Genomic DNA, 17,531 nt, shown 5'->3' with positions numbered 1-17,531 from the left:
CCATGCACGAGAATCTCTCGCCTCCGGGCCCGCCGCCGTCGCCGGACATGGTGTGGATCCCGGGCGGCACCTTCGCCATGGGCTCCGAACGCCACTATCCCGAGGAAGCGCCGGTCCACCGGGTCACCGTCGATGGCTTCTGGATCGACCGCGCGCCGGTGACCAACGCTGCCTTCGCGCGTTTCGTGCAGGCGACCGGGCACGTCACCTTCGCCCAGCTTCCGCCGGATCCCCGGGACTACCCCGGCGCGCTTCCGGAGATGCTCTTCGCCGGATCGCTCGTCTTCGTGAAGCCGCCCGGTCCCGTCGACCTGCGCGACATCACCAATTGGTGGCGCTTCGAGCGCGGCGCCGATTGGCAGCATCCATGGGGCGAAGGCAGCACGATCGAAGGGCTGATGGACCACCCGGTGGTTCACGTCGCCTACGCCGATGCCGAGGCCTATGCGCGCTGGGCCGGCAAGGATCTCCCGACCGAAGCCGAGTGGGAGTATGCCGCGCGCGGCGGTCTCGAGGGGGCGGCGTACGCCTGGGGCGACGAGCTGGCGCCTGGTGGCAGGCCGATGGCCAACCACTGGCAGGGCCTCTTCCCGTGGCAGAACACGATGGAGGACGGGTACGAGCGCACGTCACCCGTCGGCGCCTTTCCGCCCAACGGCTACGGCCTCGTCGACATGATCGGCAACGTGTGGGAGTGGACGAGCGACTGGTACCGCCCCCGGCATCCGGACGAGAAGCAGAAGGCGTGCTGCATTCCCCGCAACCCTCGGGGTGGCGCGGAGCAGGAGAGCTGCGATCCGGCGATGCCGGCGATCCGGATCCCGCGCAAGGTGCTGAAAGGTGGATCCCACCTCTGCGCCCCGAACTACTGCAGGCGCTACCGGCCGGCGGCGCGCTACCCGGAGCCGGTGGACACCTCCACCTCCCACGTGGGATTCCGCTGCGTCGTGCGGCCCCGCTAATCGAGGCGCGCCTGCTTCCCGTCGTGGGGCGTGAGCGCCTCGCCAGGCCGCGCGGCGAGGTTGGTCAGCACCGCTGTGGCGATCTCCTCCCGCGACGCCGCGGGGTCCAGGCCGTCGAACCACCGTGCGGGATCGAAGCGTACGTGCGCCGACGCCTCCTTTTCGTTCGCGGAGAGGCGCAGGGGCTGCGCGAGCTGCATCGAGGTGGTCACGGTATCGGCGGTGGTGAGGGTGAAGGGCATCCACGCTGCCCCACCCGCTTCCCGGAACGCCCCCGTCATCTCGAGGCTCTTCCCGTCCGCCGGTGCGAGCCGCACGGCGAGGGTGCAGTACTCCCCCGGCTCCAGGGTCGTCTCCGCCACCTGCTTCTCCTTCGGGGCAAGGAGGTCGATCCACCGGGCCTCCGCCTCGGATGCGCGCAGCTTCCGCAGCACCTCCGCCACGTCGGCCTCCCCGCATTTCGCCAGGTCGGCGCCGGCGACGGCGACGCGGGCGGCGTCGACCCGCACCTCCATCCCGTTCTCGGTGGTCACGACGAGGGGACCCGGCGCAGGCGCTTCTCCCTGTACCGGCGGCGCGGCGGAGGGGCGCCGTGCCGACACGCCGACGCCTATGCCGACGTAGGGATAGACCTGCGGGCCACCGGCCGTGATGGCCATCTGCACGCCGGCGCTGGGAGCAACGTAGGGGTCGTACGCGCATCCCCCAACGGCGGCGATCCCTGCGACGACGATGAAGGCCAAGCGACGATCGATCATGGGCTTCTCCCCGGCGGCGGAGCTGCCGCGTCGCCAGCGACGGTGCGGGGCCCTCGCGGGATCGGCAGCACGCCGGCAGGCATGCGGGGCGGCTCGTTCGCAGCGGCCCAGGAGGGTTCTCCCTGCGAGCAGCGCCCGGTCCTGCGCCGCCGTGCGGAGGGGAGGTGTGCTGCGCATCTTCCGGCATGCAAAAAGGAGCTTCGCCCGACGACGAAGCGCTGCCTGTCCTGGGGAGGGATCACCGTCGATGTCCCCGCGGCCACCCGTGCTCGCCTGGCTGCCGGGCTACCGGTGGCGCGATCTGCCCCGCGATCTCTTCGCGGGCCTGATGGGCACCTTGAGCACGGCGCCCGAGGCGATGGCCTACGCGCTGCTGGCAGGCCTGCCGGCGCAGATGGGACTCTACTCCCTGCTGCTGCCCCTGCTCGTCTACTTCGTGATGGGGACTTCGCGGGAGCTCTCGCTGGCTCCGACAGCCACCCTCGCCGCGGTGCTCGCCGTCACCCTCGCCCCGCTGGCAGGCGGGGACCCCGCCCGCTACGTGGCGCTGGCCACCCTGGTCGGTTTCCTCCTCGGCGGGCTCCTCCTCGCAGCCGGGGTCCTCCGCCTCGGCTACGTCGCCAACTTCGTCTCCCGCCCCGTGCTCACCGGCTACTTCGCCGGCGCCGCCCTGCTCATCGCCGCCTCGCAGCTCGGGATCTTCTTCGGCGTCCATGCGGAGGGGCTCAACCTGCCGGCGATTGCCCGTGCTGCCGCAGCGTCGTGGGAGGAGGCGGAGCTTCCCTCGGCGGCGCTCGGGTTCAGTCTGCTCGCCCTGCTCTACCTGCTGCACGCGATCGGACAGCGAGCGATCGGTCCTGCGGTGGTCGTCGTAGTGGGCACGGTCCTCGTGGCGGCGCTGGAGATCCCCACCGCGGTGATCGGCGACATCCCGGCGGGCCTGCCCCCCATCACCCTGCCGGAGCTCGGCGGCGGCGCAGCACTCCGGCTCATGCTCCCCGCCGCAGCGATCGCGGTGCTCGTCTTCCTCGATTCCTCGTCCGTGGCACGCCACTTCGCCAACGAGCGGGGCTACCGCATCGACTACGACCAGGAGCTTCGCGCCCTCGGCACGGCGAACCTCGCCGCCGGCCTGACCGGCGCCGCTCCCGTCTCGGGAAACCTGGCGGACACCATCGTCCTCGAGCAGGCAGGGGCCCGCAGCCCGCTGACGGCGCTGATCACCGTGGTGCTGGTGCTCGCCCTCGTCCTGGTCGGCGCGGACTTCGCGAACGTGCCGCTGGTCGCCTTCGCCGCGATCGTCGTCTACGGCGTGCTGCGGCCGCCCCATCTCGCCGCACTCCGCCTGACCTGGCGTTTCGACCGCGCCGAATTCCTCGTGGCGCTGATCTGCCTCGCCGGCGTCCTGGGCATCGGCCTGATCCGGGGCCTGGTGCTCGCGGTGGCCCTGACCGCGCTGGTGTTGCTCGCCCGCGCCTCCCACCCCCGGATCACCGAGGTCGGCTTCGTCTCCGAACCCGTTCCGGCGCTCGTCGCCCGGGACCGCGTGCCGGCGGCGCAGGGCTTTCCCGGGGCGCTCGTCTTCCAACCCCTCGGCGGCCTCTTCTTCGCCAGCGCCAGCGCGGTGACCGACCTCGTCCATGGCCGCGTGACGGAGAGCAGGGGCTTGCGCCTCGTCGTCCTCGATCTGCGCACGGTCCCCTTCGTCGACATCACCGGCTGCGATCTGCTCGCGCAGCTGCAGCGCGACCTCACGTCGCGAGGCGTGCGCCTCGTCGCCGTGCGAGCGACCGCCGCCGTGCAGGAACGTTTCGAGCGCTACGGGCTGGCAGGCGTGCTCGAGCTGCCGGGCGGCATCGAGAAGCTCTTCGAGCTGCTGCGGCTTCCCCGCGACGTCCGCGACAGGACCTGAGGTCGCCCGCCGGGCAGCGGGGAACTCACGGCGGGGTCTCGCTGGTGCGCTGCACCACCAGCTGCCTGCGCTCCCGCCGCCCCCGCACGAGGATCAACGCCACCGCGACGGCGACGAGGCCGAGGATCGCGGCGAGGAGCAGGAGGCGGAGCAGGATCCGGTCGACCAGCTCGGTGGAACGCTCGAAGGCGCGGTCCACGAGATCCTCGCCGATGCGCTCGCTCTGGGCCATGACCGCGACCCGCTCCTCGCGCAGCGCCTCGAGCAGGATCGCCCGCTCCTCCGAAGCGAACCCCTGGAGCTCGACGCGTTCCCCCCGGATCCCCGAGAAGACGGCTTCCCGCTCCGCATCGAGGAGCGCGGGCAGGTCCCCGGTGGCCTGGAGCATCCCGGCCACGGCGTCGAGGAGCTCCTGCGGCGTCTCCCCCGATGCGAGCATCGAGCGATCGGCGAGGCGCTCGCGGAGGAAGAGCTCCGCCTGCCAGCGCGCCTGCCGCGGCACGAAGTTGCCGAGCAGCTCCATGCGCAGCGCGAGGTCCTGGGTATCCTCGAGGAGGAAGGAGGCCGCGCCCAGGGGGCTGACGCCGCTTCGCTCGGTGAGCGCCGAGAGGAGCCCGACGGTGCTCTGGCGGGTCGCGACCGAGTCGAGGGGATGCTCGGCCGCCCACTCCTGGATCATCTGCTCGATGACCGGGATCTCCTCCCTGCCGGTGAGCTGCCGCCACAGCGCCGCCAGCTCGTCCTCCATCGCCTCGAAGCGCTCGTCCGTGAGCGCGAGCGCCTCGGGATCGCTCGCGGGCCGCTCCGCCAGCCCGACCAGCGCGTTTCGCAGCTGCACCACCAGCGCCCAGGCATCGACGAGCGCCGCCACCGGATCGGGGACGAAGAGGGCCGCCTGCATCTGGGGGATGGCGTTGAGCTTGAAGCGGGTGAGCGCGAGGCGCTGCGCCGGATCGTCGGTGCGGGATGCCAGCTCGTCGGCGAGGATCTCGAGCTCCGCCGAGAAGCGGCCCGCCAGCGACCGCACCCGGGTCCGCAGCTCTGCGGGGCTCATCTCGGAGCCGCCGATCTGTTGCTGCAGCTCCGAGGGGCCCTTGCCCACGGTGAAGCAGGCCGCTTGCGCCAGCGCCACGGCGACCACCAGCCCCACCCCTGCCCAGCGACACGCCACCATCGCCGAAGGCTAGGCGCGGGGCAGGCGCCGGGCATCTCGGGTGGGTACGGCCGGGGTGCCCTGTCAGGCGGCGCGCCGCTTGCGCCGTGCGAAAAGCGCACGGTTGCCGTGGCCGCGGGCGAGCACGTAGGGCAGGCCGATGAGGAGACGCCCCGTGCGCCGTCCTTACGGCGCGATGTGCACGTCGTCCACCACCACCGCCGGCCAACTCTCCTGGCCGTACACGACGCCCGCTGGCGCGCAGCGGCGTTCGGTGCCGCTCCTGATGCCGACCACCGCCTGCGTGCCGCGCAGCGCACCCACGTCGATGGCGACCTCACGAACCGGCGCCAGCGGCAGCAGCTCGCGCTCGCTGGGAACCTCCCAGCCCGCCTCCCCGTCGAGTTCGAGGGCTTCCACCACCTCCACCTCGCCGGCGGCGATCACGATCTCCACCGGCCACGGCAGCCCGAAGAACTGCGGGCTCTCTGCGAAGAGCTGCAGGCGCAGCTGCAGCGCGGGCGCCTCCACCTCGGGCACTTCGATCACCCGGTAGGCAGCGAAGACCGCGTGCCCGACGAGCGCCTTCTCGCCTCCGGGCGCCGGCACCCCCTGCGTGCCGACGAAGCTCTCGACCGCGCCGCTCGTGGCCCAACCCGCGAGATCGTCCCCCTCGAAGTCCCCCGTCGGCTCGCCCGGTGCAGGAGCGGGGACGCTGCAGGGCAGCAGCAGCTCGGTCTCGTTGCCGCCGAGATCTGCCACCTGCACGGCGAGCACCAGCTCGGCGCCGAGGGGCAGCGGCGTGCGCGGCGCGAGCGAGAGATCGACGCCGCCGTCCAGCTGCACGTCGAACGTGGTCCGCGTGCCGTCGGCAAGGCGCGCCTCCGCCGCCTGCACCTCCACCGGCTCGTCGAAATGGAATCCCCCCGCGGCTCCCACCGGCGGAACGACGCAGGTGCCGGTGGCGTACCACTCGGGCGCCTCGCCATCGGCCGTGCCTTCGAAGCCCGACGGGTAGGCCGTGTCGAGCGGCGGCCCGACCCCTTCGCCCCAGGCGTAGAGCACGGCGTCGAGCGTTCCCTCGATCCGGTCTGCGGCGCCGTCCCCGTCGTCGTCGAGCCCCACCACCTCGAGCGCGTCGATGCGCAGCTCGAAGCCGTAGGGCGCGGGGCACGTACCGGCGTCGGGCCTGCCCACGACGAGTGGCAGCTCGTCCTGCGCCGGCTCGAGCACGAGGACCTCGCCCTCGTTCCGGTAGCGGGCCTCGGCCATCTGGCGATCCCAGGCGAGCACCAGCGTGCCGTCTTCCCGGAAGGCGAGCTGCAGCGAGGAGGTGGCCCTGTGGTAGGCCGGGTGGACCGAGGGGAGGGTCACGTTCCACAGGCCGACGGCGGCAACCCGGGTCGCGTGGATTCCCCCGATCCTGCCGCCGCCCGCAGCGTCGTCGGCTTCCCCGCCGCTGCAGCCAGCGAGCGCGAGCGCCATGGGAAAAGCCATCCAGGTCGACCGGATCATGTGCAGCCTCCGTGCGCACCATCGCGCCAGCCCACCGACCACTCTGTCGCCAGCAGGCGGGGCAGGCAACCGAGACATGCACTTATCGTATTCGCAACCGAATACACCCAGAACAACGAAAGGCCGTGCCTCCCCGGGGAGCGCACGGCCTTCGTCGTCTCGCGTGTTCGAACGCCCGGGCGCTCGTCCACGGTGAAGCAGGCGGACTGCCCCAGCGCCGACCACCAAGAGCCCCACCCCTGCCCCACGGAACGCCGCCGAAGCGTAGGTGCGTGCGCCGCGTCGCGCAGGGGAGGTGCGATGGTCGGGGAGCGCTATCCGGCGGCGCGCCGCTTGCGCCGGGCGGAAAGCGCACGGTTGCCGAGGCCGCGGGCGAGCACGTAGGGCAGGCCGATGAGGAGGATGCCGATCACCACCGCGTGCCAGAGCCGGACGCGATCGCCCGCCAGCAGCTGCACCACGCCGTCGAGCACCACCGCGATGGCGAAGGGGAGCGCGACGGCGCGCATGCCCTCCTTCAGCCGCGTCCGGGCCGGCTGGCCCCGCTCGAAGAGGCTGAGGAGATAGGGCCGACTCCCCGCCTTCGCGTCGAGCCGTGCATCCCGCAACCCGAGCAGCAGGGCCATGATCGGCTGCACGACGAAGCGGAACGAGAAGGGCTCGTTCGCCTGTGCCAGCAGCGCGAGCAGCAGTTCCATGGCTCGACCTCCTTCCCACGATCTGTGTCCGAGGGGCCAGGGGCGCACGGGCGGTGCGGATCACGTCCGCAAGCAGCTCGCAGCGCGCTCTCGAGCGCAGCGTGCATCCTGCCGGTATACGGGCGACGGTATTCTGGAGGTATACGGAAAGGGCTCCGGGCGTCTTTTCGGCGAGGCGGCGATCGCTAGTATCGGCCTCGTTCGCGACGCCGTTGGGAGGGGGCGTCGCACCACCACAGCGGTCCCCGGTCGGTCCTGCCTGCAGCTCACGGCAACCTGGATCCCGACGAGGGAGAGCCGCTCCAACGGACCTCCACGGAGTACCAGAAATGATCGGGAAGCGTATGCATACGGCGGGGCTCGTCGCCGCCACCCTGCTCCTCTGCGCTGCTGCCGGATGCGGCGCGGCGGATGGCGACACCACTTCCGAGAACGCAGGCCCGATCGGCGGCGGTGGGGCCGGCGGCCAGGGCGGCGCAGGTGGCGCCGGCGGCAGCGGTGGATCAGGCGGCGCCGGTGGAGCAGGCGGCGCCGGTGGCAGCGGCGGCTCGCAGCAGCAGCCGGTGCAGGGCGCCCCCCTCGTCTTCCGCAGCACCGAGCGGCTCGTCCTCGTCGACACCGCCGACGCACAGGCCAGCCTCTGCGGCACCTTCGCCCAGGTGAGCGGCACCAGCCGCCAGCTCGTCGTCGACCTCGACGCCTGCGGCGCTGCCATCCCCGCCGAGGCGGTGGGCCTGGTCGGCTCCGTGACCGTCGACACCACCTCCACCGAGACCATCGAGGTCCAAGTGCAGGCGAGCGGCGCCGCGGTGGCAGGTGCCGGCAACGTGGTCGGCCCGCTCCAGACCGCGACCCACGGCTTCCTCACCCAGGTCGGCAGCGACCGGGCCTTCGTCGTCGACGTCGGCGGCAGCGACGCTGCCCACGTGCGGGTGGAGATGAGCGCGGCCCTCGTCCCCGAGGATGCAGGCGGCGACTACGTCCACCTCCTCGATCAGCCGCTGCGCTGGTACGCGGCCAACCCGAACGACGACGGCTTCCGCGACGTGTGGCCCACCACCGATTCGGTGCTCCGCTATCCGGTGGCAGGTGCCGACGAGGGCGCCACCGGCATGTTCGGCGCGGTCCACCTCGGCCCCGGCGTCTGGCGCGACGAGCGCGTCGGCTTCCACATGGGCGCGGCGCAGCCCGCGAGCGCCGGCAACGTGCTGCCCCGCTGGAGCAGCGTCCCGGTCGACGGCCACTTCCCGTGGCGCTACTCGAGCTTCTTCGCCACCGGCGCCAGCGCCGCGCAGGAGATCGAGATGCGCGCCAGCGCAGCGACCTACGACACCGGCATCGAGCCCTGGGTCGACGTGGTCGGCTACTTCTCCGCCACGCCCGGTCTCGTCTACCGCCCCCTCGATCGCCCGCTCGCGTTCGCGCCGGACATCCACGTGAACGACGAGGACGTGCGCTTCGACACCGGCTTCACCGACGTCGAGGGCGTGGTGGGCACCCTCACCTTCGACCTGCCCAGCTGGCCGTACGACGAGCGCAACCGCTGGTTCTTCGTGATGGCGGGCGCCAACGCGGAGACCTTCGGCGGCGCCCTCGGCGGCGGCCTCGAGGGGCCGGATTGGATGACCGCCGGGCTCAACCAGAACGGCCGCGTCACCGTCCGCTTCACCACCCGCACCGAGGCAGGCCGCTTCGTGATGCGCCACTACGCCTATGTCGCCGGCGGAAGCTCCGAGGATCCCTCGTACCACGAGGTCACGGTGCAGGTGCGGATCGACGGCGTGCTCACCACCGCCAACTGAGCCACGAGAAACCCCGGAGAACGAACATGCGTACCCTTACCTTCGCATCCCTCCTCACCGCCGTGGCGCTCGCGACACCCGCCGTTGCGGCACCGGTCATCGACTCGATCGGCGCGGACGTCGTCCCCCTGAGCGGCAGGATCGAGATCCTCGGCAGCGGCTTCGGAGCGAGGCCCCTGGCAGCAGGCGCCCGGGTGGAGATCGGCGGCGTCGAGGCCGCGACCTCCACCTGGCAGGACGACCGGATCACCGCCTACGCCAGCGCCGGCGTCCCCCTCGGCCCCACGGTGCTCCGGGTGGTCACGCCGGACGGCACGAGCGCCGACGTGACCATCGAGGTGGAGCCACTTCCGGCTGCTGCGGATGGCGTCGCCTGGAGCTTCGTCGGCGACGGCGGCGGCGGGCGGCACCGCCCGGCGGTCGCGCCGGACGGCACCGTCTACACCTGCGACGGCAACGGCTTCCTCCACGCCTTCTCGCCCACGGGCGAGCTCCTCTGGATCCGGGACGGCCTCGCCGCCGGCGCGACCGCCGCCTACTCGACCGGCAACGCCGGCGAGGGCCCCGTCGCGCTGGGCGCCGACGGAACGATCTACGTCCCGGTCAACCTGCTCGGGCCCGAGAACCAGATCCAGGCGTGGGCGCCGGACGGGACGGTGCGATGGATCTACCGGGAGGAGACGGGCAGCGTCCTCCACGGCCCCTCGATCGGGCCCGACGGTAACCTCTACGTCTCCTTCCGCGGGCCGACGGGCGGCCTCCGCGTGATCGCGCCGGATGGAAGCCTGCTTCACCGGCGGGACGACGATCGGGCGTTCATCGACACCGACGCAGGCATCGGCAGCGCCGAGATCCTCTTCGGTTCGTCGGTGGAGGGCGCTCCGGTCGACCGTCTCTACCTCGCGAGCGCGATGCCTGCTCCCGCGGAGCCCTCCCACGGGAGCCTGCTCGCCTACGCGCTCGACACCGACCTCGACTGGATCGCCGACGCCGGCTCGCACCGCGTCCTCGGTGGCCAGCAGGCGGGCCAGCCCGCGCTGCGGGCCGACGGCAGCCTCGTCCTCTCGGCCAGCCGCGTGGGCGAGGGCTTCGGCGTCCACGCCTTCGCTCGCGACGGCGAGCAGCTCTGGTCCCACCTCCCGGCGGATCGGAACGTGATCACCGAGGTGGAGGCCGACGACGCGGGCAACGTCTTCGTGATCACCAACACCCGCTTCCTCGAGCGGCTCGACGAGAGCGGCAGCCTCCAGTGGAAGCGCGAGATCCGGGGCAGCGCGGAGCGGGGCCCGATCGTGCAGCCGGGCGCAAGCGCCGTCACCCTCGCCGGCGTGTTCCAGGAAGGCGCTGCGGTGATGGCGGTGGAGATCGCCGACGGCGCGCTGGGGTGGCGCGTGGAGCTGCCGCAGCTGCTCGGGCAGACGCCGGAGCCCTCCTCGCGGCTGCGCTTCACCGACGACGGCGCCAGGGCCTACGTGGAGAGCGGGCTCGGGACGACCAGCCATTGGGCGCTCTTCGCCATCGACCCGCCCACCCCCACCGGCGGCACCGGCGGCACCGGAGGCACCGGCGGTGGAGGTACCGGCGGCACGGGCGGAGCCGGCGGAAGCGGCGGCGCGGGCGGCAGCGGCAGCGAAGAGCCCACCCTCGACGAAACCACCGACGACGCCGGCGGCTGCAGCACCTCCGGCAGCAACCCCGAGCCCCTCGTCCTCGCAGCAGCGGCAGCGGCGCTCCTCGCGCGCCGCCGCCGGGCCCACTGACCCCGGCACTGCGGCGGTGGAATTGACGAAGGCCGTGCCTCCCACCGGGAAGCACGGCCTTCGTCGATCGGGCGCGAGACGCGAAGATTACTTCGCCTTCGGCACCTTCTCCCAGTCGGCCAGGAACTTGGCGAGGCCGATGTCGGTGAGCGGGTGCTTGGCGAGCTGCTCGATCACCGAGAGCGGGCAGGTAGCCACGTGGGCGCCGAGGCGCGCAGCGTTGAGCACGTGCATCGGGCTGCGCACCGAGGCGACCAGCACCTGGGTGGCGAAGCCGTAGTTGTCGTAGATCTCGACGATCTGCTGGATCAGCTCCATCCCGTCGAAGGAGATGTCGTCGAGGCGGCCGACGAAGGGCGAGATGTAGGTGGCGCCGGCCTTGGCGGCGAGCAGCGCCTGGGTCGCCGAGAAGCACAAGGTGACGTTGGTCTTGATCCCCTCGTCGCTGAAGGTCTTCACCGCCTTCAGGCCGTCGACCAGCAGCGGCACCTTGACCACGATGTTCTGGTGCATCTTCGCGAGCTCGCGGCCCTCGCGGACGATGCCCTCGTAGTCGGTGGAGACCACCTCTGCCGAGATGGGGCCGTCGACGAGCTCGCAGATGTCGCGGATGACGTCGTGGAAGGGCTTGCCGGTCTTCGCGATCAGCGACGGGTTGGTGGTCACGCCGTCGAGCACGCCCATGGCGTGCGCCTTCTTGATCTCGTTGAGGTCGGCGGTGTCGATGAAGAACTGCATCGGGATCTCCTTGCCGCGGGGCGGATAGGGCCCCCGGGGTGGCTCTGGCGCGCTCGCCATACCACAGGGTGGAAGGCGGGGGGAACGTCGACTCGACGACAGGCCACCCCCGGTGGTAGGTAGCCGCCATGGCCACCCGTACGCCTCGCAAAACCGCCCAGAAGCCCGTGACCATCCGCAAGAGCGCGCCCGCCGGCAAGGTGGCGAGCATGGGCCCGATCGATCCCCACGGCCCGCTCTCGGTGCGGCCGAACAAGCGGATCGCCTTCGGGGGCCCGTCGAAGGACGAGCTGGTGCGGCACGGCCGCAAGGTGGTCGAGGCGGAGCTCGCCGCGGTGAACGGCCTCCACCAGAAGATCGACCGCTCCTTCGCCCAGGCGGTGGAGCTCATCCTCTCCAGCAAGGGCCGGCTGGTGGTGACGGGCCTCGGCAAGCCGGGCTTCGTCGCCCAGAAGATCTCGGCGACCTTCGCCTCGACGGGCACGCCCTCGCTCTACCTCCACCCCGCGGAGGCGCTCCACGGCGACCTCGGCCGCGTCACCCGCGACGACGTCGTCCTCGCCCTCTCCAACTCGGGCCGCACCGAGGAGATCGTGCGCCTGCTCGGCCCGGTGGGCCGGATCGGGGCGAAGGTGATCGCCATGACCGGCGACGTCCACTCGCCGCTCGCGGAGCAGGCCGACGTGGTCCTCGACATCGGCAACGTGGAGGAGGCCTGCCCGCTGGGCCTCGCCCCCACCGCCTCCTCCACCGTGCTCCTCGTCCTCGGCGACGCGCTGGCGATGACGGTCCTCGACAACCGCGCCTTCGGCAACGACGACTACGCCCTCATCCACCCGGGCGGCTCGCTCGGCACCAAGGTGATGCGCGTGCGTGAGGTGATGCGCCAGGGTGACGCCAACCCGGTGGTCCGGATGGACGAGCCCCTCTCCCGCGCGGTGGCGGTGATGACCCAGACCCCGGGCAGGCCCGGCGCCACCCTGGTGGTCGATCGCCGCGGCAAGCTGGCAGGCATCTTCACCGACGGTGATCTCCGCCGCCTCTTCGAGGCAGGCACCACCTCGCCCTCGACCCCCATCGGCGAGCTGATGGGCAAGGACCCGCGCACCGTCCACCCGGAGATGCTCGTCCTCGACGCTGCGGAGGTCCTGCGCGAGTCGCGGATCGACCAGGTCCCCGTCGTCGACGACAAGAACCGCCCGCTCGGCCTGCTCGACGTGCAGGATCTCCTCGCGGTCAAGGTTCTCTGAAGGCAGCGGTGGCAGCGGCTCCCCTTCCCCACCACCATTGGAGGAAGGAGGGGCGCCGATTGGAGTCGCTCGGCGAGCTGGGCAGCCTGGCGGAACGGAACGAGATCCCTCTCGTCGCGGTCGACGAGGAAGGGGTGATCCGCTTCGTCCGGGAGGGAACGGCCGATCTGCTCGGCTGGACCCGCGAGGAGCTGCTCGGACAGCCGCTCGACTGCCTGCTCCCTTCCGGCTGGGAGGGCACGACCTTCCTCGCCACCATCCTCGAGTCCACCGGCGAGCTGCACGGGAAGCGCGTGCGCGCGACGCTGGTGCGACGCGAAGGGGTGGAGAAGGACTTCATCCTCGCCGCCACAACGGCACGCATGCCCGGCCACCGGGTGCGCGTCCTCGCCCTCGAGCCCCTGGCCGAAGTCCCCGACACGGTCCGGGTGCCGGTGGGCGCCTCCGCCGGCGCGCGCAGTATCGCCCGGGCCATTCCGGGCATCGGGTACGGGCACACCGACCAGCTCTACCGCCTCCTCTTCGAGCAGGCGCCCCTCGGCGTCTTCTATTTCGACGCGGACGGCGTGGTCACGGCCTGCAACCCCCGGCTCCTCGAGATGCTGGGCACGACCCGGGAAAAGACCCTCGGCCTCCACCTGCTCTCCCTCCCCGACAAGCGCCTCGTCGCTGCGGTCCGCGACAGCCTCCAGGGCAAGAGCGCTTCCTACCAGACGACCTACACCTCGGTGACCGGTGGCAAGACGCTTCCGGTGGAGAGCTTCTACTCGCCGGTCTTCGACGCGGAAGGCGAGGTGGTCGGCGGCATGGCGATCGTCGTCGACGTGAGCGAGCGCAAGCGCCTCGAGCACGAGCGCGACCTGCATCTCGCGCGGCTGGAGACGCTGCTCGACACCGCACCGATCGGCATCGCCTTCCTCGACACCTCCTGCCGCTTCGTCCGGGTGAACCACCGGCTCGCCGAGATCAACGGACGACCGGAAGCGGCGCACCTCGGGCGTACCCCGGAGGACATCCTCGGCAGCACGGGGGCCATCCTCCGCCACGTGGTCGAGCACGTCCTCGCAGCGGGCAAATCGATCACCGGCCATCACGTGAGCACCAGCGACCTCGGGGTCGAGGGGCCCTGGCGCTCCTGGGACGTGAGCTTCTATCCGGTCCGCGAGAACGACCGGATCATCGGGGTCGGCGCGCTGGTGGAGGAGGTCACCGAGCACGCGAAGGCCGAACACGAGCGGGAGCGGCTCTACCAGGAGTCCCGCGACGCGGTGCAGGTCCGCGACGACTTCCTCTCCGTCGCCTCCCACGAGCTCAAGACGCCGCTGACGCCGCTCTCGATCCGCCTGGCGACGATCGAGCGCAAGCTCGAGCAGGGCCAGCCCGTGCCGCTCGATCTGGTCCGCAAGGCCCGCGGCAGCCTCGGCAAGCTGACCGTGCTCATCAACGATCTGCTCGACGTCGCCCGCATCCGCGCCGGCAGGCTCACCCTGCACGTCCAGCGCGTCGATCTCGGCGGGCTCCTCGAGCGATCGGTGGCCGCGCAGCGCGAGGGGCGGCCCGGGCCGGTCTCGCTCCGGTCCAGCGGCGGTCCGGTTCACCTCGATGGCGATCCGGCGCGGCTCGAGCAGGTCTTCGACAACCTGCTGGACAACGCCGCCAAATACAGCGCGCCCGACGCGCCGATCGAGGTCTCGCTGGAGGTGGGCAGCGACCATGCCGTCGTCTCGGTCCACGATCGCGGGATCGGCATCCCCGAGGAGCAGCGCGCGCTCCTCTTCGAGCGCTTCTTCCGGGCGCGCAATGCCTCGTCCCGCTCGGCGGGCGGGCTCGGCCTCGGCCTCTACATCAGCCGCGACATCGTCGATCGGCACGGCGGCAGGATCTCGGTGGAGAGCGAGCAGGGAAAGGGCTCGACCTTCCGCGTCGAGCTACCGCTCAGCCAGGCCCGCCCTCACCAGGAGACGTCGAAGCGGTAGGCGCCGGCGTCGGTGGCGAGGTAGCCGTCGACCACCACGAACCAGAGCCCCTCGCCGCGGAGGGGGCCGTCGAGGTGCGAGCCGCTGGGCGCGCCGCACATCGCCCCGATCCCGTCGTCGTTGCAGCCCTCGGTGACGCCGCGGCAGCTGCCCTTCCGGACCTCGAGCACGGTGTCGAAGGAGGCCTCGTCGCAGGTGGAGAGGGTGACCTCGGTGGTGCCCGGGCAGGTGGCGAAGACCCAGAGCTCGTCGGGGCCGCCGCCGAGGCCGCAGGCGGTCATGGTATCCCTGCCCGCCGCGGTGGTGTCGCCGAAATAGCTGCCGGGCGCGTCGACGAAGCGGGCCCCGGTGCAGCCGGAGCGCTGCACGTTGAGCTTCACCTCGCCTGTCGCGCCGGGCTCACGGGCCTGCACGATCACGTCGTAGGTGCCGGCGGGAAGAACGCCGGCGAAATGGCTGCCGTTCAGCCCGCAGCCGTCGTCGCCGCAGAACGCCTCGGTCTTCTCGCCGCAGCGCCCCTCCTCCACCCGGAGCACCGTGTCGATCGCCGAGCCGTAGGTGGAGAGGTAGACGATCTCCTCGGAGAGCACGGTGAGCGTGAAGTGGAGCGTGCCGCCGCCGCCCCCACAGGAGCCGCCGCCGTCGCCCGCCGTTTCACCGTCGATGGCGCCGGTCCAGGTTCCGCTGCCGTCGAGGAGCCACGCTTCGGCGCAGCTGTCGTTGGCGGCGAGCGGCGCGCAGCCGTCGTCCGGCTCGCCGTCGCAATCCTGATCCCTGCCGTCGCCGCAGACCTCCTCCCGCGGCACGCATTGGGAGGGGTCGGCGGGGAGGAAGACCGGCACCTGCACCGCGTTGTTGGTGTAGTCGCTCTCGGGATAGCGCTGCTGGCCGTTGACCACGACCTCGAGGACGTAGTCGCCCTCGGGAACGCCGGTGACGTCGACCCACTGGCAATCGAGGCCGCTGCCGTAGCTGTCGCTCCAGCCCTGGCTGATCCCCTGGTAGTCGCAGTCGTAGCGCGGCGCGGTGGGCCCTTCGTTGTTCACCGCCTCGGTATCCATCAGGCAGAAGGCCTGCTTGTGGCCGGTGGCGGCGACGCTGCCGTCGGGGCGCAGCAGCCGGTAATTGGCGAAGGCGGTCATGTGGTAGTGCTCGTGGCACGCGGACCACGCCGCCTGCGAGGTCTGGGTCGGATCGCCCACCACCAGGTCGGCGCCGCCGACGTTCGGCGTCGCGAGGGTGAAGCGCAGCAGCCTGCGCAGACCGGTCGCCTCGACGCAGCCCTCCTCGACCGCGCAGTCGTCCCCGGCGAAGTTGGCCTCGTCCACGCGGATCGACTGGACCAGCGAGAGCTCGTCGATGGTCAGATCCGGCATCGCGCATTTGTCGCCGTTGCAACCGATGCCCTGCGGACAGCAGCGCCCGCCGCAGATCGAGCCCTCGCAGGAGACCTGCGGAATGTGGAGCGGCACCCGGGCGGTGTTGTTGTCGAGGCGCGCCTCCTCCACGGTGCCGGCGGCGTTCACGGTGAGCTCGAGCTCGTAGTCACCTGCGGCGAGGCCGGTGAGATCGGCGAAGGTGCAGCCTGCGGCAGCGTCGCTTCCGTCGCTCCAGCCAGCCTGCAGGCCCGGTGCGTCCGGGCAGGTGAAGCGGGCCTGCCCGGAAGCGTCCGCTGCGGCGCGGGTCCCGTCGGCGAGGCAGCCGAGATCCGCGCTGCCCTCCCTGGCCACCGCGCCGCTTCCGTCGAGCACGCGCCAGCGGAGGAAATCGCGCAGCGCCGGCGCGCCGCCGCAGCGGGCGGTGCCGAAATCCTCGGCGGCGAGGACCAGCGGCCCAGCCCCGGCGTTGCGCACCGCTGCGGCGAGCGGCAGGACGGTTCGCTCGCCGGTGCCGGTGGCGCAGGCCTGCGCCACCTCGCAGCTCAAGGCCGGGAAGGTCCGCGATTCGAGCTGCAGGCGGCTGCCGAGGCGCTCGACATCGACCACCAGGTCGGGGGGACAGTCCGCACAAGGCAGCGGCTGCGCGCGCACCGCCGGCTCGTCCTCCGTGCATGCAGCGAGCAACGTGACGAATGCGGCAGCACAGAAAACGGCTCGGAACTGCATCCCACCCCCTCCGGGCAAGCAAACGATGCACTGCCGTACACGTTGGCGCCCGCTCGCCCGGTCGGCCAGCCCCCGAAGCCCCCAAAGGAAAGGGCAGGTGGCGGACCACCTGCCCTTTCGTTGTGGGGAGCGTCGGCGGCGCTGCGCGCGATGGGCAGCGCCGTCGTGCTTGCGGATTACTGCAGCGGGACGTCGTCCTCGCAGTCGTCCTTCTTGGGCTTGCCACCGGTGCCGCCGGTGCCACCCTCGCCGCCGGCGAAGCCGCCGACACCGCCGGTGCCGCCGGTGCCGCCGGTGCCGCCAGCGCCGCAGTCGAGGCAATCCTCGGTCACGCCGCCGGTCTCCTCACAGAGGTTCGACGCCTTGGCACCGAGGCGCACCCGCTCGGGGATGAAGTCGCCTTCGAAGAAGACGCAGACCTCCACGTTCTGCTGGTTCGCCTGCAGCGGCGTCCAGATCACCCGCGAGATGTCGCCGCAGGGGCCACCGCTCGTGTGGAAGTCCTCGGAGGTGTAGATGCGGACGTCGCTCGAGTCGTCGAGATCGGTCACGGTCATCGTGATGTCGCCGAAGTCCTCCACGCACTCCTCGTTGAAGTCGAGGAAGAGGTGGGTGATGTTGTGGAAGCTGCTGTCGACCTCGAAGCAGGCCTCCGGATCGCCACAGGAGAGGAAGCCGCCGCTGTCGCCGTTGGCGTCGTCCGCGGTGATCACGAGGGTCTCACCGGGGCGCACGCCGCTCGCCACCGAAGCGGTGTCGCCCTCCATGCCGCCGCAGGCCACTGCGCCCGAGCCGGCGAACGCCACCAGACCACTGAGCAGGAACAATTTCTTCATGCACTACCCCCTGGCGCCGTAGGGAAACGGGGAGCGCGGCGCCTCGCCGGCCTGGGGATAGAGCAA

At 71.8% G+C, this 17,531-nt stretch carries 13 protein-coding genes; 6 read left to right on the top strand and 7 right to left on the bottom strand.

Annotated features, from left to right (window positions below; translation table 11 throughout):
- The first annotated feature begins 2 nt into the window (after positions 1 to 2).
- Entirely contained in the window at positions 3 to 962 is a 960-nt protein-coding gene (locus ACESMR_RS01480; RefSeq protein ID WP_373044442.1) for a formylglycine-generating enzyme family protein, read from the top strand.
- Here the strand turns inward: ACESMR_RS01480 and ACESMR_RS01475 are convergent.
- Positions 959 to 1,720, bottom strand: a complete 762-nt coding sequence (locus ACESMR_RS01475; RefSeq protein ID WP_373044440.1) for a hypothetical protein — start codon at positions 1,718 to 1,720, stop codon at positions 959 to 961. The genes ACESMR_RS01480 and ACESMR_RS01475 overlap by 4 nt on opposite strands.
- 247 nt (positions 1,721 to 1,967) lie before the next feature.
- Here ACESMR_RS01475 and ACESMR_RS01470 point away from each other — a divergent pair, with 247 nt between their 5' ends.
- Positions 1,968 to 3,632 carry a SulP family inorganic anion transporter gene (locus tag ACESMR_RS01470; protein ID WP_373044439.1) on the top strand — a complete coding sequence of 555 codons (1,665 nt, stop codon included), beginning with the start codon at positions 1,968 to 1,970 and terminating at the stop codon, positions 3,630 to 3,632.
- A gap of 25 nt (positions 3,633 to 3,657) precedes the next feature.
- Here the strand turns inward: ACESMR_RS01470 and ACESMR_RS01465 are convergent, their stop codons facing one another.
- From ACESMR_RS01465 to ACESMR_RS01455, 3 genes are all read right to left on the bottom strand, one after another.
- Entirely contained in the window at positions 3,658 to 4,806 is a 1,149-nt protein-coding gene (locus tag ACESMR_RS01465) for a chemotaxis protein (RefSeq protein WP_373044437.1), read from the bottom strand.
- A 165-nt stretch (positions 4,807 to 4,971) separates the two neighbouring features.
- Complete coding sequence (locus ACESMR_RS01460) at positions 4,972 to 6,300, bottom strand: hypothetical protein (protein WP_373044436.1); 1,329 nt, start codon at positions 6,298 to 6,300, stop codon at positions 4,972 to 4,974.
- 314 nt (positions 6,301 to 6,614) lie between these two features.
- Positions 6,615 to 6,998, bottom strand: a complete 384-nt coding sequence (locus ACESMR_RS01455; RefSeq protein WP_373044434.1) for a hypothetical protein — start codon at positions 6,996 to 6,998, stop codon at positions 6,615 to 6,617.
- Positions 6,999 to 7,327: 329 nt separating this feature from the next.
- Between ACESMR_RS01455 and ACESMR_RS01450 the strand changes: the two genes are divergently transcribed.
- Both ACESMR_RS01450 and ACESMR_RS01445 read left to right on the top strand, forming a co-directional pair.
- Positions 7,328 to 8,800 (top strand): hypothetical protein, encoded by a 1,473-nt coding sequence (locus ACESMR_RS01450; protein WP_373044432.1) that lies wholly within the window; start codon positions 7,328 to 7,330, stop codon positions 8,798 to 8,800.
- A 26-nt stretch (positions 8,801 to 8,826) separates the two neighbouring features.
- Positions 8,827 to 10,560 (top strand): PQQ-binding-like beta-propeller repeat protein, encoded by a 1,734-nt coding sequence (locus tag ACESMR_RS01445; RefSeq protein WP_373044431.1) that lies wholly within the window; start codon positions 8,827 to 8,829, stop codon positions 10,558 to 10,560.
- Positions 10,561 to 10,647: 87 nt separating this feature from the next.
- Here ACESMR_RS01445 and fsa read toward each other — a convergent pair whose 3' ends face one another.
- Positions 10,648 to 11,298: a fructose-6-phosphate aldolase gene (gene fsa, locus ACESMR_RS01440; RefSeq protein WP_373044429.1), complete on the bottom strand. Its 651-nt coding sequence runs from the start codon at positions 11,296 to 11,298 to the stop codon at positions 10,648 to 10,650.
- Between the two features lie 128 nt (positions 11,299 to 11,426).
- Between fsa and ACESMR_RS01435 the strand changes: the two genes are divergently transcribed.
- On the top strand, positions 11,427 to 12,548 hold the full coding sequence (locus ACESMR_RS01435) for an SIS domain-containing protein (RefSeq protein ID WP_373044428.1): 1,122 nt from the start codon (positions 11,427 to 11,429) through the stop codon (positions 12,546 to 12,548).
- 59 nt (positions 12,549 to 12,607) lie between these two features.
- The gene (locus ACESMR_RS01430; RefSeq protein WP_373044426.1) at positions 12,608 to 14,524 is read left to right on the top strand and encodes a PAS domain-containing protein; all 1,917 of its coding nucleotides are present in this window, start codon (positions 12,608 to 12,610) and stop codon (positions 14,522 to 14,524) included.
- Here the strand turns inward: ACESMR_RS01430 and ACESMR_RS01425 are convergent.
- Complete coding sequence (locus tag ACESMR_RS01425; protein WP_373044425.1) at positions 14,500 to 16,629, bottom strand: lysyl oxidase family protein; 2,130 nt, start codon at positions 16,627 to 16,629, stop codon at positions 14,500 to 14,502. The genes ACESMR_RS01430 and ACESMR_RS01425 overlap by 25 nt on opposite strands.
- A gap of 176 nt (positions 16,630 to 16,805) precedes the next feature.
- Positions 16,806 to 17,465 carry a hypothetical protein gene (locus ACESMR_RS01420; protein ID WP_373044424.1) on the bottom strand — a complete coding sequence of 220 codons (660 nt, stop codon included), beginning with the start codon at positions 17,463 to 17,465 and terminating at the stop codon, positions 16,806 to 16,808.
- Positions 17,466 to 17,531: the final 66 nt, after the last annotated feature.

Source organism: Vulgatibacter sp. (assembly GCF_041687135.1).
Classification (GTDB): Bacteria; Myxococcota; Myxococcia; order Myxococcales; family Vulgatibacteraceae; genus JAWLCN01.
This window is presented reverse-complemented; position numbering and strand designations above follow the sequence as displayed.

Excerpts from the sequence above, each read along its gene's own strand:
- ACESMR_RS01420 (WP_373044424.1), bottom strand. The coding sequence starts at position 17,465 with ATGAAGAAATTGTTCCTGCTCAGTGGTCTGGTGGCGTTCGCCGGCTCG.
- ACESMR_RS01480 (WP_373044442.1), top strand. The coding sequence starts at position 3 with ATGCACGAGAATCTCTCGCCTCCGGGCCCGCCGCCGTCGCCGGACATG.
- ACESMR_RS01450 (WP_373044432.1), top strand. The coding sequence starts at position 7,328 with ATGATCGGGAAGCGTATGCATACGGCGGGGCTCGTCGCCGCCACCCTG.
- ACESMR_RS01445 (WP_373044431.1), top strand. The coding sequence starts at position 8,827 with ATGCGTACCCTTACCTTCGCATCCCTCCTCACCGCCGTGGCGCTCGCG.
- ACESMR_RS01475 (WP_373044440.1), bottom strand. The coding sequence starts at position 1,720 with ATGATCGATCGTCGCTTGGCCTTCATCGTCGTCGCAGGGATCGCCGCC.
- ACESMR_RS01465 (WP_373044437.1), bottom strand. The coding sequence starts at position 4,806 with ATGGTGGCGTGTCGCTGGGCAGGGGTGGGGCTGGTGGTCGCCGTGGCG.
- fsa (WP_373044429.1), bottom strand. The coding sequence starts at position 11,298 with ATGCAGTTCTTCATCGACACCGCCGACCTCAACGAGATCAAGAAGGCG.
- ACESMR_RS01470 (WP_373044439.1), top strand. The coding sequence starts at position 1,968 with ATGTCCCCGCGGCCACCCGTGCTCGCCTGGCTGCCGGGCTACCGGTGG.
- ACESMR_RS01435 (WP_373044428.1), top strand. The coding sequence starts at position 11,427 with ATGGCCACCCGTACGCCTCGCAAAACCGCCCAGAAGCCCGTGACCATC.
- ACESMR_RS01460 (WP_373044436.1), bottom strand. The coding sequence starts at position 6,300 with ATGATCCGGTCGACCTGGATGGCTTTTCCCATGGCGCTCGCGCTCGCT.
- ACESMR_RS01455 (WP_373044434.1), bottom strand. The coding sequence starts at position 6,998 with ATGGAACTGCTGCTCGCGCTGCTGGCACAGGCGAACGAGCCCTTCTCG.
- ACESMR_RS01425 (WP_373044425.1), bottom strand. The coding sequence starts at position 16,629 with ATGCAGTTCCGAGCCGTTTTCTGTGCTGCCGCATTCGTCACGTTGCTC.